This window comes from Okeania sp. KiyG1 (assembly GCF_014132355.1).
GTDB lineage: Bacteria > Cyanobacteriota > Cyanobacteriia > Cyanobacteriales > Microcoleaceae > Okeania.
The window spans coordinates 24,523-40,862 of record NZ_BLZO01000086.1 but is presented as its reverse complement, the minus strand read 5'-3'; the positions used below and the strand labels follow the sequence as shown (position 1 = coordinate 40,862).

At 36.8% G+C, this 16,340-nt stretch carries 15 protein-coding genes; 1 reads left to right on the top strand and 14 read right to left on the bottom strand.

Annotation, left to right across the window (positions count from 1 at the left end; genetic code table 11):
* Positions 1 to 611: 611 nt before the first annotated feature.
* From SAGCYANO_RS19185 to SAGCYANO_RS19115, 14 genes are all read right to left on the bottom strand, one after another.
* The gene (locus SAGCYANO_RS19185) at positions 612 to 944 is read right to left on the bottom strand and encodes a hypothetical protein (protein ID WP_202221529.1); all 333 of its coding nucleotides are present in this window, start codon (positions 942 to 944) and stop codon (positions 612 to 614) included.
* A 75-nt stretch (positions 945 to 1,019) separates the two neighbouring features.
* Entirely contained in the window at positions 1,020 to 1,871 is an 852-nt protein-coding gene (locus SAGCYANO_RS19180) for a lysophospholipid acyltransferase family protein (RefSeq protein ID WP_202221528.1), read from the bottom strand.
* Positions 1,872 to 2,753: 882 nt separating this feature from the next.
* Positions 2,754 to 3,116 (bottom strand): hypothetical protein, encoded by a 363-nt coding sequence (locus SAGCYANO_RS19175; protein WP_237396352.1) that lies wholly within the window; start codon positions 3,114 to 3,116, stop codon positions 2,754 to 2,756.
* The gene (locus SAGCYANO_RS19170) at positions 3,113 to 3,418 is read right to left on the bottom strand and encodes a hypothetical protein (RefSeq protein WP_202221527.1); all 306 of its coding nucleotides are present in this window, start codon (positions 3,416 to 3,418) and stop codon (positions 3,113 to 3,115) included. The genes SAGCYANO_RS19175 and SAGCYANO_RS19170 overlap by 4 nt, the downstream gene beginning before the upstream one ends.
* A gap of 440 nt (positions 3,419 to 3,858) precedes the next feature.
* A complete protein-coding gene (locus tag SAGCYANO_RS19165) occupies positions 3,859 to 4,869 on the bottom strand; it encodes a dihydroorotate dehydrogenase-like protein (RefSeq protein WP_202221526.1) in 1,011 nt (336 codons plus the stop codon).
* Between the two features lie 734 nt (positions 4,870 to 5,603).
* A complete protein-coding gene (nifJ, locus tag SAGCYANO_RS19160; RefSeq protein ID WP_202221525.1) occupies positions 5,604 to 9,173 on the bottom strand; it encodes a pyruvate:ferredoxin (flavodoxin) oxidoreductase in 3,570 nt (1,189 codons plus the stop codon).
* Positions 9,174 to 9,898: 725 nt separating this feature from the next.
* Positions 9,899 to 10,399: a hydrogenase maturation protease gene (locus tag SAGCYANO_RS19155; protein WP_202221524.1), complete on the bottom strand. Its 501-nt coding sequence runs from the start codon at positions 10,397 to 10,399 to the stop codon at positions 9,899 to 9,901.
* Positions 10,400 to 10,525: 126 nt separating this feature from the next.
* Positions 10,526 to 10,696 carry a hypothetical protein gene (locus SAGCYANO_RS19150; RefSeq protein ID WP_202221571.1) on the bottom strand — a complete coding sequence of 57 codons (171 nt, stop codon included), beginning with the start codon at positions 10,694 to 10,696 and terminating at the stop codon, positions 10,526 to 10,528.
* A 47-nt stretch (positions 10,697 to 10,743) separates the two neighbouring features.
* The gene (locus SAGCYANO_RS19145; protein ID WP_202221523.1) at positions 10,744 to 11,652 is read right to left on the bottom strand and encodes a Uma2 family endonuclease; all 909 of its coding nucleotides are present in this window, start codon (positions 11,650 to 11,652) and stop codon (positions 10,744 to 10,746) included.
* Between the two features lie 374 nt (positions 11,653 to 12,026).
* A complete protein-coding gene (locus tag SAGCYANO_RS19140; protein ID WP_202221522.1) occupies positions 12,027 to 12,341 on the bottom strand; it encodes a hypothetical protein in 315 nt (104 codons plus the stop codon).
* 217 nt (positions 12,342 to 12,558) lie between these two features.
* Positions 12,559 to 12,804 carry a hypothetical protein gene (locus tag SAGCYANO_RS19130; protein WP_202221520.1) on the bottom strand — a complete coding sequence of 82 codons (246 nt, stop codon included), beginning with the start codon at positions 12,802 to 12,804 and terminating at the stop codon, positions 12,559 to 12,561.
* A gap of 333 nt (positions 12,805 to 13,137) precedes the next feature.
* A complete protein-coding gene (locus SAGCYANO_RS19125) occupies positions 13,138 to 14,295 on the bottom strand; it encodes a GUN4 domain-containing protein (protein WP_202221519.1) in 1,158 nt (385 codons plus the stop codon).
* A gap of 44 nt (positions 14,296 to 14,339) precedes the next feature.
* Entirely contained in the window at positions 14,340 to 14,693 is a 354-nt protein-coding gene (locus SAGCYANO_RS19120) for a DUF5615 family PIN-like protein (protein WP_202221518.1), read from the bottom strand.
* The gene (locus SAGCYANO_RS19115; protein ID WP_202221517.1) at positions 14,690 to 14,929 is read right to left on the bottom strand and encodes a DUF433 domain-containing protein; all 240 of its coding nucleotides are present in this window, start codon (positions 14,927 to 14,929) and stop codon (positions 14,690 to 14,692) included. Before SAGCYANO_RS19115 ends, SAGCYANO_RS19120 begins: the two co-directional genes overlap by 4 nt.
* 188 nt (positions 14,930 to 15,117) lie before the next feature.
* On the opposite strand from SAGCYANO_RS19115, the gene SAGCYANO_RS19110 reads away from it, so the two are divergent.
* Positions 15,118 to 15,477: a nucleotidyltransferase family protein gene (locus SAGCYANO_RS19110; RefSeq protein WP_202221516.1), complete on the top strand. Its 360-nt coding sequence runs from the start codon at positions 15,118 to 15,120 to the stop codon at positions 15,475 to 15,477.
* Positions 15,478 to 16,340 lie beyond the last annotated feature (863 nt).

Below are 16,340 nucleotides of genomic sequence, written 5' to 3'. Positions count from 1 at the left end.
CGGAATTGAACATAAGGAAATATTATTTCTTCTCTTGGTCGATTGGATATGGTTAGGAAAGCCATCCATCCCACCCTTGGGGAAGCTGCGAAGATCGACCGCTTTTTTTCCCTTTAAAAGGGGAGGCTTCAAGGCGCGAATTATTTAATTATTAAGTAAGCATTTCCTGCGGAATGCTGCGCAAACAGCTATTAGCTGTCAGCTATCAGCAACAATACTCTCTCCTTAAAGACAGTGCTTAAATTAATATAGACTTTGATAGCAAAGGAGCCAACTTTTGTAGTAAGAGAATTAATAAAGCTTTTATCTTAAACTAAAAGTAATAGCTGATAGCTGATAGCTGACGGCTGAATGCTTACATTATTAATTATTAATAATCCGGTAAGAGGGAAGGAGGAAGAAGGTTTAAAAGTATGAAAAAAAAAACTTAAGTTTTCTGTAGATATTCACGCTTAGGTTTACACAAAAGATATAGCGCGGATATGATATCAAATCTCTAAACAGTTAAGAACTTAACTTTTTGAAATAATTGAAAATTCCAAGTTAGCAGTGTAGCGAGTTTGTCTTTTTTCTTTGTATTTGCAGTGTCAAGACTATTACTAATCACCTTTTTATAGAACCCATTTGGTATCTTTAAGCATCTCCTCCACGCATAGGGAGTAGGTCGTAGGGACGTTGCATGCAACGTCCTTACAGAGTAGGAATAAATAATTGATGAATAAGAGTGCAATAATTGATTTGATTTTTGATTGTTGGAGATATCTATTTATGTAATTAAATATCAATATCCTAACTTCGTTGACAATTGATTGTGCTTTGAGTCCCATCCATTTTTTCTTTCTTCTTCCCTTCTTCCCTTCTTCCCTTCTTCCCTTCTTCCCTTCTTCCCTTCTTCCTTCTTCCTTCTTCCTTCCTCCTTCTTCAAGAAGGGGTTTGAGTCCCATCCATTTTTTCTTCCTTCTTCCCTTCTTCCCTTCTCCCCTTCTTCCTTCTTCCTTCTTCGCTTCTTCCTTCTTTCTTCAAGAAGTTAATAATACTAATTGGTCTAACTCTTGCTGCATTTCGCTCAGAACTCTCTCATAACAAGCATCAACATAATCGCGATCGCTAGCTGCTTCACGTCCATAACGTTCAAATACAATGGGAGGACAAACTCGGGTATGAATTTTTACTGGCAAAGGAAAATTAGGTAAAGGCCCAATAGCTAATCCCCAGGGTAATCCAATATAGATAGGAAACACTTCTGGGTCGATACCAAATAACCAAGGCAAACCCAATTCATGGAGCTGTTTCACTTGTTCATAAAAATCTGCCAGCACTATTAAAGTATCGTGAGCACCATTAGAAATCATTGGTACAATAGGCACCTCTTCACGCAAAGCCAACTTAATAAAGCCTTTACGTCCAGCAAAATAGATTTTATCTCGCATAGAATGAGGACGGAAGACATCCGGGGCACCACCAGGATAAACAGCTACAGAGGCATTTCTTTGGAAAGCAGCGATCGCCATTTTCGGATGCGCTCTAACTGCCCCACATTGTACTGCTAAGGGAGTGGTAGGAAAAACTGACCAGGCATTCTGGTGCATAAGTCCATAAACCAAACGCTCTGCACCAAATCTTTTAAACCAGTCATACATACACATATGCATATCTGGAGCGGCTAAACCACCATTATGAGAGCCAACTATCAGGATTTTTTCATCTCTAGGAATATGATGCCAACCGTCGGTTTGAACTTGAAAATAATAACGATAAAACCATTCCCATAATGGCATCAAAGATTCAATTACTTTTGGATCGCGGTCATCTAAAGACCAACCATCATAAGGTTGATGAGAGTTTTGTTTATTGACAGTAAACACTGGCATCTATAAATTTTTTATTTTGCTCGTAATTATAATAATTATATCTTAAGAATTAGAAAAGTGTAATAAAGTCGTACTATTTTTTCAAAATTCTACTAACATTTAAATCCTCAATTACTATGGTGCTGTGGCTTTTAGTTAACCATAATAGTCGAAGTTAATCAAAACATTTTTTGGAGGTATTGAATGAGTATTTCAACACTCCGAGTTGATGAGCGCATTAAAAATGTAGAAATATAAGAGAATACCTTGAGTTGTATTTTGATTTTTGTAATAATTTGTTAATTTATTGAAAATCATATTCAAGCAATAAAATCAATTATATCAAAAAATTTTTTTACCGAAAAGTTGTTGTTTAAAGCCTCCCCTTTTAAGGGGATAATAAAGAAAAATTTTCATAATTAGTCAATCCTCTCCTTGAAAAGAAGAGATAATTAGGGTTTGCGCTCAAAAGTCTTATGGGTGAGGGTAGGAGTCAGGAGACAACCCACCCCTAACCCCTCCTGGGAGGGGAAGACAGGAGACAGGATAAATGGGAATTATAGAGGAGGTAGGAGGAAGAATAATCCCTTGATTATTCTGCGCAACTCTCGCCTAAAATGCTAATTTTTTGAACCATTACGACCTAAAAGTTTGGACTTTTTTTAACTAAAAAATGCGCTCAACCTCTATATGTCAATACTTTTAGATTTAATCAGCAAACCCTAATTATTAATTATTCATTATTAATTATTAATTATTAATTATTTAATACCATCCATAAACTCGAATATTGTTGAAATTAACTGTATCAATTTCAATCTTATCTAGATAATTTACTAACTTTAAATCGTCAGTTAATACTAAATATTTTTCTTGTGCCAGACTAATAATTGCACTGTCAGTTCAACCAAATTTAGTAAATTTTTCTTCCTGAGTGACAATGCTACTTTCTACATAAAATTCATCCCATTCTGTAACCGCTTTTGCCAGAAATTCTAGAGATTTAGAACGCTCCGGTTCACTCAGTTGATTAATTAAACTATTAACTTCGGTGAGAATATTAGGAGTGACAACAATTTTTGAAAAAAATGATAAAATCTCGACCAATAAATCGTAGTCTTTTGGTAAAAACTGTTCGGTACGCTTAAATTTAGAAATGCGATCTTTATTAACTGAACCTACAAACAATAAAAGTAGAATATTCGTATCAACTATAACTCCTCTGTTTTTATATTTGCCAAGCAGTTTGCGAGTATAATCTCTCATAATTCACGAATTTTCATTGCTTCAACTTTACCTGTTTCAGCGTTAACTTTAAAGACTTTATAATCCCTCTCTTTTTTGGAGAAAAAACTTTCTTCTTCTCCTGTTGTATTAGCAATAAATCCCAGCGTAATTAACCAATACTTTCTGTCTTCTGAGAATTCTACTTCTTCTAGCCTTAAATCTTCAATTTTATATTCTAATATGCTTTGAAGAGATTGCAAATATTTATTTGCAGCAGAAACCGCAGCACGAACATCAATTTTATTGTTTTTAGCTCTATTGAACCTAGATTTTTCTACCATGATTATCACTCCTTGGTTTGATTTTTTTTGTTGGCAATATCTACTTTAGGACAGCACAAAAAATTGTAGTAAAAAATTTAGCGATCGCCTACTTTCTCTATGCCAATATTGACTGATTTTTTGATTGAGGAATTTTTCGTTCTAATTCTTGAGTAGTTTCTATCAATTCTTGCATTAAATTTCTATAGCCATGAACCAAGTAAACCACTACATATTTATATTAATAAAGATAATATTCCTAGCAAATTATGGTTGTCTTCTATATCTCTAGCTATAATATACTTCTTGAAAAAAAAAACTAAAAATTCCCCCTAAAAGGGGGAGGCTTTAAAACCAATTTTCTGGTAAAACGACATTGGCTGAAAAAGCGGTGGTCGAGTCACACCAAGACTATATCTTTACCCAAAAATTTAGTCGAGATGCCTACTATTGCTAACTAATTAAACCAAACTTTGAGCAGGTTTATAACTTTGAATGGCTTTCATATATTGCGCCCTTTCAAATTTACTCTCATCAGGACAATTAATTTGACTCATGCTACCACGCATCTGCGCTATTGATTCATATTCATGTTCTTCCATCCAATGAATCATCTCATTTTCGATAACTTGAATATGATTAATTCCATGACGTAATAAAGTACCCACTAGCTGAGTTACATTCGCACCTGCCATCATCATTTTAATAACATCTTGCCCTTTTTGAACGCCGCTTGTTGCTGCAAAATCAACTTCTAATCTACCGTACAAAATAGCTATCCAACGCATAGGTAAACGCATTGCTTGTGGGGTACTTAATAATACATTAGTTGTTACTTCTAGCTCTTCAATATTAATATCTGGCTGATAGAAACGGTTAAACAAAACTAATCCATTGACCCCTGCTTCTACCAATTTTTTAGACATATTTGCCATGTTACTAAAGAAGGGGCTAAGTTTAATTGCCACTGGAATATTTACCTCAGATTTAACAGCTTGCAGAATACTAATATAATTCTGTTCTACTTGTTCCCCGGTCATATCCATATTAGTAGGAATATTGTAGATATTTAACTCCAAAGCATCTGCACCAGCAGCCTCTAATTCTTTAGCATAATGAGTCCATCCGCCAATAGTTGAACCATTCAAACTGGCAATAATTGGCATATTTACCATTTTTTTTGCTTCACTAATATGCTTTAAATATTCCGCAGCACCAATATGAAATACTTCTGGTTCGGGAAAATAAGTTAGAGCTTCTGGAAAACTTTCTGTACCGTATTCTAAATGATGTTGTAATTCCAAACGTTCTTCACGAAGTTGTTCTTCAAATAAAGAATGTAAAACTACTGCAGCAGCACCAGCATCTTCCATCCGTTTGAGATTATCTAAGTCTTCGGTTAAAGGTGCAGCAGCTCCCACAACTAGAGGGGAACGTAATTGTAATCCTAAATAATTTGTCGTAATATCCATAATGTTTAAGTCAAAAGTTAAAATTCAAAAGTCAAATGTTTAAGTCAAAAGTCAAAAGTCAAAAGTAATATGAATTTTATTGAGATGTAGGTTGGAATGTTGTAAGTCAAAAGTAATATGTGCAAATGCGCAAATATGCAACAGTTGTTGTTGGGTTGCGCTTGCGTTTAACCCAACCTACACTACTTCCTGATAACTGATAATATCATGTCCGGTTGAATACTTATAGAACCCCTAACCGTATCTTCATAAATATTAAGTTTTTTTAGCTAGGAGTCAGGAGACAGGAGACAGGAGGTAAGAGGGAAGAAGGAAGATGCGGGGAGAAATAATACAAAAAATTCAACACTCCTTGCTGATGATTTTTCCTCACTCATTGATGTACGAAAAGACTTGAATACCATAATTATATAGTAATCAAATGGGTTCTATAAATAAACTACTCAGGAGTCATAATTCAGAATTTCCTACGGAATGCTCCGCAAACAGAATTCAGGAGGGAAGAAAGAACAAGACAAGGAGAAAGTTTTTTCATCACTAATTATCCGGACATGATATAACTGATAACTGTTAACTGTTACCGCAGTTGTTGTTGGGTTGCGTTTGCGCTTAACCCAACCTACACTACTTCCTGATAACTGATAACTGTTAACTGTTACCGCAGTTGTTGTTGAGTTGCGCTTAACCCAACCTACACTACTTCCTGATAACTGATAACTGATAACTGATAACTGTTAACTGTTACCGCTACCATTACCATTGGACATTTCTAATTTTCGAGCTGCCAAATATTCATACATCGCATAACGAGTATTAACATCTTCCTGCGCTTGTGCTAATAATTCTTTAGCATCAGCAGGTTTGCTCTTGGTTAGCATTTTGAATCTATTCTCCTGATACATCGACTCACCTACTGGTTTCTTAGGCGATCGCATATCCAACTGCAAAGGATTTTTTCCTTGTTGTACCAGGTCTGGGTTATACCGATACAACAACCACCGACCGCTCTCCACCAGAGCTTTCTGATGACTCATGGCAGTAGTCATATTAATTCCATGAGCAATACAATGACTGTAAGCAATAATTAAAGATGGTCCCTCATAAGCTTCTGCTTCTAAAAATGCTTTGAGAGTATGTTCGTCTCGCGCTCCCATTGCTACACTGGCAACATAAACATTGCCATAAGTCATTGCTATCAAACCTAAATCTTTCTTCGCCGCAGGTTTTCCTCCTGCTGCAAACTTGGCAACTGCCGCACGGGGTGTTGCTTTGGAAGACTGACCGCCAGTATTAGAATAAACCTCCGTATCCATGACCAAAATATTCACATTTCGACCGCTAGCAATAACGTGGTCTAAACCACCAAAACCTATATCATACGCCCAACCATCACCACCAACTATCCAAACTGATTTTTTCACCAGATAATCTGCTAAAGTCAGCAGTTGCTTTGCTTCTGGCGAATCTACCCCTTGCAATTTTTCCTTGACTTGGGCGACTCGCTCCCGTTGTTCCCAAATATCAGCTTCAGATTTTTGGGAGGCGTTCAGAATGGCATCAACTAAATTATCTCCCACACTTCCCGCTACTTTTTGTAAAAGCTCCGCAGCGAACTGAGTGTGTTTATCAATAGAAAGACGGAAACCTAAACCAAATTCGGCATTATCCTCAAACAAACTATTTGACCAAGCAGGTCCACGACCATCGGCATTTTTTGCCCAAGGAGTTGTAGGTAAGTTACCGCCGTAAATAGACGAACATCCCGTAGCATTCGCCACAACAGAGCGATCGCCAAATAACTGACTGACTAATTTAATATAGGGAGTTTCGCCACAACCTGCACAAGCACCGGAAAATTCAAATAAAGGTTCTTGCCATTGTTGTTGACGGATGCGGTCTAGATGGAGGGAGCGACGGTCGGGGTTAGGTAGACCCAAGAAGAAATCCCAATTTTCCCTTTCTTGTTCCCGCAATGGTAACTGCGCTTCCATATTTATTGCTTTGCGGGATGGCATAGATTTATTTTTCGCCGGGCAAATATCTACACACACACCACAACCAGTACAGTCTTCGGGCGCTACTTGGATAGTAAATTTCTGTCCGGCAAAATCTTTATCCTTGACATTTATAGATTTGAAAGTTGCCGGAGCATTATCTAACAAAGTCTCCTCATAAGCTTTACCACGGATGACCGAATGAGGGCAAACCATAATACACTTGCCACATTGCACGCAGACATTGGGGTCCCAAGCTGGAATTTCTTGAGTAACGTTACGTTTTTCCCATTGAGTTGTTCCGGTGGGGTAAGTTCCATCACATGGTAAAGCGCTGACTGGTAGTTGGTCGCCTTCCCTAGAAATCATTTTGCCCAAAACATCCCGGACAAATTCTGGCGCTGTATCGGAAACTGGTGGTAAACGGTGGAGAGTACTGCTAACTTCCGTGGGAATTTTCACTTCGTAGAGATTATCCAAAGTATTGTCAACAGCTTGTAAATTCATATTGACAATTTCCTGACCTTTTTTGCCATAGGTCTTTTGAATATATTTTTTAATTTGAGCGATCGCCTCTTCTCTGGGCAAAACATTAGCTAAGGCAAAGAAACAGGTTTGCATTACTGTATTAATGCGTCCCCTCATCCCACTGTCACTAGCAACTTTATTTGCATTGATGACGTAGACTTTTAAATTCTTGCGGATAATTTGTTCTTGAATTTCTACAGGCAACTGTTGCCAAACTTCATCAGCACTGTAGGGACTATTCATCAGAAAAATAGAACCATTAGCTGCGGAGGTCAGAACGTCTAATTTTTCTAGAAAACTCCATTGGTGACAACCAACAAAATTTGCTTGGTCGATCAGATAAGTCGAACGAATGGGGTTAGCACCGAAGCGTAAGTGGGAGACAGTAACAGCACCAGATTTTTTCGAGTCGTAGACAAAATAACCTTGAGCATAGTTGTCAGTTTCTCCCCCAATAATTTTAATCGAGTTTTTATTCGCACCAACCGTACCATCAGAACCCAAACCGTAAAACATTGCCCGCACAACATTATCTGGTTCGATAGAGAAACCTGCATCGAAAGGTAAGGATGTGTGAGAAAGGTCGTCATTGATACCGACAGTAAAATGATTTTTGGGTTTGTCAGCACTGAGGTTGTCAAAAACACTCTTCACCATTGCCGGGTTAAACTCTTTAGAAGATAAACCATAACGACCACCGACCACTTTTGGCATTACGTCTGACCACTCTTCATTCAGAGCAGTAACTATATCTTGGTAAAGAGGTTCGCCACTTGCACCGGGTTCTTTTGTCCGATCTAACACCGCAATTTTTTTCACTGTTTCAGGTAATGCTGCGACTAACCTTCTAGCATCGAATGGTCTATATAGTCTAACTTTCAATACTCCAACTTTTTCACCATTGGCAGTTAAGTAGTCTACAGTTTCGTGAACCGTTTCACAACCAGACCCCATCAGAATAATAACCCTATCTGCATCAGGTGCCCCGTGATATTCAAAACATTGATATTGTCGCCCAGTCAGTTCAGCAAATTTATCCATTGCTTTCTGCACAATATCCGGAGTTGCCGTGTAAAAAGGGTTGACACTTTCCCTAGCTTGAAAATAAACATCCGGGTTTTGAGCAGTACCCCGTAAAACTGGTCGGTCAGGAGTCAAACCACGAGCGCGGTGAGCAAAAACAAATTCATCATCGATCATTTCCCGCAAAACCGTTTCTGGCAGAAGTTCAATTTTCTGTACTTCATGGGAAGTGCGGAAACCATCAAAAAAATGAATAAATGGCAGTCTTGCTTCCAGAGTAGCAACTTGAGAAATAAGTGCCAAGTCGTGAGCTTCTTGTACCGAAGCAGAACACAACATCCCAAAACCAGTAGCACGAGCAGCCATCACATCACCGTGGTCGCCAAATATAGAAAGACCTTGAGCTGCCAGAGAACGAGCTGCAACATGAATAACACAACAAGTCAGTTCCCCAGCAATTTTATAAAGATTAGGAATCATTAATAATAATCCCTGAGATGCAGTAAATGTAGTAGTTAGAGAACCTGTTTGCAACGAACCATGTACTGCTCCGGCCGCCCCACCCTCACTCTGCATCTCAACCACACTGGGAACTGTACCCCAAATATTCGGCGTACCTTGAGATGACCAAGCATCCGCCCATTCACCCATTGGTGAGGAGGGAGTGATGGGATAGATGGCAATGACCTCATTGAGTTTGTGGGCAACACGGGCAACTGCTTCATTACCGTCCAGTGTTGCAAAAGTTTTGTCACTCATAAATATTCTCCTGTGGAAATTCTCTGAATTATTTACAAATATTGTGGATTTGTTTAGTTGTAAATTTAATGGCCAAATGCTAAAATTATACCTCTTTATTTACTTCTATAAATCTACATTTTTTTACCGAATAATTAAGGTTTAAAGCCTCTCCTTTAAAGGATAAACAAGAAAATATTTTCCTTTTATTCAATCCTATCCGTTTTAGGGATAGGTAATTATCAATTATCAATTATCAATTGTCCATTATTGAACAAGCCAAACCTTTGTGTTTTACATCACAACAATCCTTTTTTTAAGAGATTTTATCAAAAATTTCTGTATAGTTTTATCCCTTATTCCTTAATTAAGTTAATCCTCTCAGCTATTGGTAGGCTGTGTTAGTAGTAGCGTAACGCACCACAGTGGATAAGTCCTATTTATCAAAAATTTCTGTATTGTTTTATGCCTTATTCCTTGATTAAGTCAATCCTCTCAATTTATAAAATAGAGGCTTAAAAATCCTCATTCCCTTCTATGGAATAGATAAAGGAAGGTTAGATTTTTCAGGTCTATCAGTTTGATAGGATATTTCTCAAATAACCTCTTACTTTTATTATCCGATCTATTTCTTCCTAATCGGGCGATGACTTAAAGTTTTTTTACAAAACTTGACTTTTGCACATAACAAAAGGTTGAAAAAATAACTGCTAAATTAAAACTTTTTTCAATAAAACTTTTAAACTTTATTTAACAACAATTTGTTGAATTTGTGCTAAAGCATCTGTAATTCCTTGGGATGTTTGTGAAGAAAAATCTTCCCCAAATTCAAAATTAACTGCGGGTATTAATATCCACCAACTCGGAGGCACATTGTTATAGACAAATTGACTAAGAGCAAGTAGCGATCGCGGGTCTCCTGTATGTCCTATATTCAAACCCTGACTCTTCTCCACTTCCCTCCTGTTGAAGCTGTCAAGTTCCCCCCTTAGAAAGGGGGGGTAGGGGGGATAGTCGTAAAGTTGATGAACCTGTAAACCTTGTTCAGAAGTTGCCGGATAAGCATCCACAAAAATTACTAATTCTGCTTGAGATATAGGTTCTGCCAATTCTGGAGTAAGTTGATGCACCGGGAGCGATCGCACATTGGGTAACTTCCACTCAGCCACCAACTCTGCCACCCGTTGACCAGCACCATCATCACTGCGGAGGGTATTACCGTAACCTATGATTAATATTTTCGCCATTATTTATAAATAGACATCTCCAATAATAAATAGGACTTACACAGTAGAACGTATTTCCGTCCGAAGCGACCTACAGGAAAGCAATCTCAAATGCTACTTTTTCGTGCCTCGTGCGTAAGTCCTGATTTATAGAAACCATTTAGTATCTTTGCCTTGATTAAATTTTTGAGGAGCGGAGTCGTCTTTGGGATAAAGGCAATACGAGAAAAAGGTTAAAAAATACTCCAATACATCTCCCCATCTCCCCATCTCCCCATCTCCCCATCTCCCCCACTCCCCATCTCCCCATCTCCCCATCTCCCCTGCTCAACAATAGGGTGTGGAATATGCACCCAATTTTTGAACTATTCAGTATATAGTTTTCGTAATTCATCCATTGAGGAAATCTGGGGAATTTGAGAAACAATGGTCTCTAACAATTTCACATCATCTATTTTTGAAATATCTGATAAAATTCCCACATATTCATCACCAAACTTGAGTTTTAATCCCATTTCAATTGCCAATAATAACCCCTGTTTAATTTGAGCGTCTTTTTGGGATATCTCAGCGTCTTTTTGGGATATTTCTAGATTTTTTTCTGTTGCTATTTCATCTCCTGTTTTAATTACATTCCCATCAGCATCGCACCAACGTAACCAAGTACCATTAATATTTTCAAATACACCATTCCATAGAGTTAGTCCCAAATTAACATGGGCAAACCAAGTATCATTTTTAGGAACGTAAGAATTAATTTGTAGTTGAAATACTTGCAGTACATTTTCGCTGAGTTTTTGCAATGGATCGTAGACAACATAATAAGGAATTCTTAACTCTGCGTAGTCCGTTAATTTACTTCCTAATTCATTACCTGGAGTGGGAGAAACAATTTCAATTACTACATCTGGTGGCTTACCAAATTCCCAGAATAAATAAGAACGAACATTACGTTTCCACCATTCTTCCTCACCAATAATATTCAAACTTAAAAACACATCCGGCACAATTCCTGAATCTCGGAGATGAGAAAATAAACCTACATTGGCAGCAACAATAAAAGGAACATTTATTGGTATTTCCGCACCGCTATAAAATACAGTTGTGAGTAGACGTTGTTGTTTTTCATTAATAAAACTATCCAAGGGAGTGTCATCCTCTAGAATCATGTGACTGGTATCTGGTTCTCCATGGGGGAAGTGAGTATCATTCTCCAGAATCATATTATTGGTGTCTGGATATTCATGGGGCAGAATAGTCAATTTTTCTGACATAATTACCTCCAAATTAATTGGGATTTTTTTAATATATTATATATGAAGTTAAACCTAACAAAACCTTACTAATGTTGTAAGTATTTCCTACGGACTGCTGCGCAAACAGCCATCAACTATTGCTTTTAATTTAGGATAAATATGATTGATTAAAAAATTGGCGTTGCTGATTCTGGGTATGATTTTGCCCCCCTATCCCCCCAAAATTGGGGGGAATAAAATTCTAAAAGTCCCCCGTTTTATCCCCCTCCCGTCCCCCTTGGAAAGGGGGAAGCCAGAAGATGCTGCGCTTTTTGTTGAATGGGGGATTTAGGGGGCTTTACAAGAACCAAACAATCGCACATTCATACTTCAATTCAGCAACACCAAAAAATTTAACTGTTCAATTGTTTAATCGGTAAACTTAAAATTGCTAAAATCTTAGAAACATTTATATCTTCTGCATTTTCAATGACTAACTCTTCATTATTAATGGCAACATTTTGACCATAAAGTTTGAGAAAGCGCCAGATACGACCAGTTCTAACAGCACCATAAATACTTTCAGTTATTCTATTTATTGCTTGGTTAAACCTCTGTGCTGCCACCATTTCCGCAATACATTGACCTAAACCTACATTTGTACTTTCATTTTTAGCTTCAACAATAGTTATTACCGAAAAATTAAGGTATAAAGCCTCTCCATTCATGGATAAAAAAGAAAAAAATCATTTTATTCAATCCTCTTCTTTATAAGAATAAGTAATTATTAATTATTAATTATTAATTATTAATAATTAATTGTTGAAAGGAGCTTCTATTTCTAAAGTGAACTCTGAAGCACTCAAAATATAGTCACAAAATCCATTTAGTCCGCTGGTAATATCGACATTAAAATCTCTGCCAGAAAAGAAACTAATTTTACCATCAAATATTTCTCTTATTTCTATCAACAAGGGTGCAATAATTAACTCTGTTTGCGGAGCATTCCGTCAGGAAACGAGCTTTTTCAGTATTATTATCAAAAGCAACTTTGAGATTACGTTTGAGAGTTATTTTCAAATATTCACTGGGTTCAACTAACTCGATATTAGGAAATAGATTAACCATAGTAATACTAAGGTCAAAAGTAGCTTGAGCTTGATTAATAGTTTTAAAATCACTGTAAGCCATTTTTACATACTCCTTGAATCTTAAAATAATAATAACTAAATTATTAGTTGACCGGAATAAGGATGATATTTGACTATCAGGACTTACGCAGAACCAGCGTATATAGTAGGGGCAAACGGCCGTTCGCCCCTACAGATCGTGTATGAATTGATATTTTGTGTAAGTGCTGACTATTTTATTTTTCTGGTTATGGAGTTAAAAATTGCTACCTTTGTCAAAGGAAACTCTAAGAGGTTGAATAGAAAAGTAGAAGTACCTCAGAACAAGAGGTGGCAATGCAATTTTTTAATACTGATAACTGATGATGCTGCTAAAGCGCTTATATGTTAAAGTCTACAAGTCTTTGTGCGAGAGAAGAGCACCCCAGCGCCTACCTCCTAAGCCACTTCCCCACACAATAAACCTCCCCGCAGTCCTCTCACCCATCGGCCCACCCACAACCTCCCTTCCCGGGAAGTACCCCATATAATGCGTATCTAAGTTAGGTAGATAATCTCCATACAACCATTCTCCCCCTTGACACCATCCGACTTTGTTACCAAACGCTTCAAATACTTTCTTATCATACTTTCTCGTACCACCCAAACTCTGATAAATTTTCTTTTGCACAGAAAAGCCAAACTTACCATTACTGTATTTTACCCAAAGTTGGTCAATTGTGCGGAGGTCTGTACAAGGAAAGTTTTCTATATCTTCTTCATACAGAGCCTCCTCTCGCCCTGCAACTTGCAACATACAACGAGCAGTTTCCTCATCTGCTTCTTTCCACTTTCCTTCACTCAGCAATCTCTTTAACTTAGTATAATCACAACCAACATCAGACTTGAGTTCAACTTCAGGCAATGATTCTGGTTTAAGTTTAAGCTGTTGAGAAATAGCAACAGGCATTTGAGGCCAAATTTTATTTAAAGCTTCTACGGAGATAGCTAACCCCTCTGCTCCATCTTTCTCCATATTGGTTGCTATACCCAAAACACGATCGCTCAGGTCAACTACAGGTGCACCACTATAACCTTGACGAAGGCGTTGGCGGAGCCTAGCGGTAGCTACATCGCCTTCATTAATTAACAAATTCCAAGCTATCACCGTTTCATTATTTTGACGAGCAAAACGCTTTTTCCCTAAAGTTCCATCAACAGTTTCCAGCATAACGTTTTTATTTTCACCATAGAGATAATGACCTGCTATCCGAAACTTTTGATTTTCTGCTTCCGATAAACTTATTAGCTGGAAAAGTGGCACATTCAGCTTTTCAACTCCCAACACTGCTAAATCAAAACCCTTAATATCTCCTGTTGCAACAACTTCTGCCGGAATATTATTAACCAATACATTTTCTTCACTACCCACATCCTCAATAACATGGGCGCAGGTTAGCAAATAAGTATAATTATCTGCTCGATAAAAAGCAAATCCAGTTCCAATAACATTTGCTTTTTTCTCCAATTTACTACTAATTAAAACAATAGATTCTTCTAGGGGTAGACTCATTTAACTCTAATAGATATATTTAAGGAAATACTGAATATTATAAATTATTGATGTACAATAATAGAATTTCTACTCATTTCTACTAGCGAATTTCCCTCAAGTAGCTGGACTAACCGAGACTGGTTATTTATAAACAACTTCATCAGTTCTTTATTAGGGATATTACCAGTGGTAACTAACAACAGCTTATAAGGTTCTTGACGAATCAAAAAAGAATCAAAAAAATCGTGGTCTTTAGTAACAACAATTCGATTTTCTAGGACAGAAAGAGAATTAATTTCTGTATCTGGAGTGGCATTTTGAAGAGGTAAGTCTTTTGTGTGAATAGTATCGTAACCTGCAGATCGGAGAAAAACTGCAAGACGCACTGGCAGTTGTGCGTCAACTAAGAACTTCATGGCACTATGCTATAAATACTTTTTACTTGAGTTAAACGAGTAGCAAACTGTAAAGCAGCAAGAATATCGTCTCTTTCTAAATCATCATAGTCTTCAAGAATTTCCTCAATAGTCATGCCACTACTAAGCAATTCTAGTATAAATTCTACTGGATAACGCAATCCCCGGAGGCAGGGTTTACCGTGACAGATGTTTGGGTTGATAGTGATTCTTTCTAGGAGTTTTTTATTGCTCATTTCTTTTATTGTTAGTTAGTTGAAACTATAAACCAAAATCTCCTTTGTAGGAATGAGTATATTTGAGCATTACATGATAATATGATAGTTTAACATGAAAAGAAACTCTTAGACAAAGTTCAGGAAATTTAGCTTTGAGTAGTAAAATTCGTAGGCCGAATATTGAAAGAAGGGAGTTATAATCTAAAATGATAAATATTCCTTTATGTACAGTTGAAAATTTAGGACAACATCAAAAGTTAGCAGAAATTCTTACCATAGTTAAGCAGGAATTTCAACAATTTTATCAAGATAATTTAACTAATTTAGTTTTATTTGGTTCTCAAGCAAGGGGAGACGCAAAATCTGACTCATATATTGATGTTTTAGTAGTTTTAAAAGAAAAGACTACTCTGGATAATAGGCATCAAAAAATCATTGAATTTATTTCCAATATATGTATCGAATATGGGGTGTTAGTAAGTTGTGTTTATGTGAGTGAATATCAATTTCAAAAAGAAAAAAGTCCCTTATTATTGAATATTCATCAAGAAGGTATTTTTCTGTGAACATTGAACAACAATATTGATTGTATCTAAACTCAAGATAACTATTGGACAATAGATAAATCAAACATTAATCTCCCGAAAGTGAGCGATCGCTTGACTCTAACTATATCTAAACTCAAGATAACTATTGGACAATAGATAAATCAAACATCACAGGACTTACGCAAAATAGCAAATCATATACCAGGTGTAGGGGCGAACGGCCGTTTGCTTCGCATAACTATCGTTAACGCCCCTACTAGATATAGTGGTTATGCGTAAGTCCTGACATCAATATCCCTCAAAGCGATCGCTTCCTGTGACTATATATAAATAAAAATAACTATTGGACAATAGATAAATCAAACATTAATCTCCCTCAAATCAGCGATCGCTTGACTGTGAATGTATATAAATAAAAATAACTATTGGACAATAGATAAATCAAACATTAATCTCCCTCAAATCAGCGATCGCTTGACTGTGAATGTATATAAATAAAAATAACTATTGGACAATAGATAAATCAAACATTAATCTCCCTCAAATCAGCGATCGCTTCGTGTGACTGTATATAAATAAAAATAACTATTGGACAATAGATAAATCAAACATCTATCTCCCTCAAATCAGCGATCGCTTGAGTGTGACTATATCTAAACTCAAGATAACTATTGGACAATAGATAAATCAAACATTAATCTCCCTCAAATCAGCGATCGCTTCGTGTGACTGTATATAAATAAAAATAACTATTGGACAATAGATAAATCAAACATCTATCTCCCTCAAATCAGCGATCGCTTGAGTGTGACTATATCTAAACTCAAGATAACTATTGGACAATAGATAAATCAAACATCTATCTCCCTCAAATCAGCGAT